The following is a 1175-nucleotide window of genomic DNA, read 5'->3' as shown; positions in this document are numbered from 1 at the left end:
CTGGTAGGCCCTATGGGGGCCGGTAAAAGTACGATCGGGCGAATGTTGGCCAAAGAGCTGGGGTTGCCTTTTTTTGATTCAGATCATGAGGTTGAGGCGCGCAGTGGTGCTGAAATTCCCTGGATTTTTGATGTCGAGGGCGAAGAGGGCTTTCGGCAGCGTGAAATACAGGTAATACAGGATCTTTGTTCCAGGCAGGGTATTGTTCTTGCGACGGGGGGTGGAGCTGTGACCCGACTGGAAAATCGCCAGCAGTTGGGTACCAATGGGGTGGTTGTTTTTCTCAAGGCATCAGTAGCAGCACAATTGGTCAGAACTGAGAAAGACAAGAAAAGACCCTTGTTGCAGAGATCTGATCGTGAGGAAGTGCTGACGCAGCTGTTGAATGAGAGAGCGCCACTCTATTCCAGTATTGCCGATGTCGAGCTGGATACAGAGTTACTATCACCTAAAGCACTGATCAACGAAATCATCCGAACCGTTGGCAAATTGCCGTAAGCAAAGAAAAAGCCTTTGGATTAGTTAATCAATAAAGGTTTTCAGAAAGAGAGAGACGTTTGATGCAGGAGTCGGACATCCTTGAACTGAATGTGGATCTGGGTGAGAGAAGCTACCCCATCTATATTGGTTCAGGCCTTTATGCGGGTGCAGCCAGACCCGGGTTGCTCAAGCCCTATATCAAGGGGCAGCAAGTGGCTATTGTCACTAACGAAACCATTGCTCCTCTCTATTTGGACAAGGTGCGTAGCCTGCTGGAGGGCTTTGACCTGTTGGAAGTCACGCTACCTGATGGAGAAGCGTTTAAGAATCTGAGCACACTTGAAAAAGTGTTTGACGGCTTGCTTAAAGCTCGTCATACCCGTAAAACCACATTGATCGCTCTGGGTGGTGGTGTGGTGGGTGATATGACAGGCTTTGCAGCAGCAGCCTATCAGCGTGGCGTTGATTTTATTCAGATTCCAACCATCTGCAGCAATACCACCACGTTGCGTCATGCAGGTAAGTGCTTCAATCGCGGTTGTCAGGAGATTATGACTCTTCTCTCCTTCCATGTGGGCAATCAGCCCGAAACCACAGTTATCCCTGAACTCCTCAGGATTATACAGACCTGGTTTCATAAGCACTCTCTCATCGTCAGTTATTATAAACCTTGAAACTTCTGTCACTCTGGAAAC

The 1175-nt window shown here is 48.5% G+C and carries 1 protein-coding gene and 2 pseudogenes; 2 read left to right on the top strand and 1 reads right to left on the bottom strand.

Annotation, left to right across the window (positions count from 1 at the left end; all coding sequences use genetic code 11):
* Together aroK and KDK18_RS03985 are read left to right on the top strand one after the other, a co-directional pair.
* On the top strand, positions 1-498 hold a 498-nt coding region (gene aroK / locus KDK18_RS03990; protein WP_257253372.1), incomplete at its 5' end, for a shikimate kinase AroK.
* Between the two features lie 62 nt (positions 499-560).
* A pseudogene (locus KDK18_RS03985) lies at positions 561-917 on the top strand (3-dehydroquinate synthase); the annotation flags it as partial.
* A 45-nt stretch (positions 918-962) separates the two neighbouring features.
* On the opposite strand, the pseudogene KDK18_RS14635 reads toward KDK18_RS03985, so the two are convergent.
* A pseudogene (locus tag KDK18_RS14635) lies at positions 963-1118 on the bottom strand (hypothetical protein); the annotation flags it as partial.
* Between the last annotated feature and the right edge of the window lie 57 nt (positions 1119-1175).

It is taken from the genome of Endozoicomonas sp. SESOKO3 (genome assembly GCF_024606255.1).
Note: the sequence above shows the minus strand (reverse complement) of the source record. Positions and strands in the feature narration are given on the sequence as shown.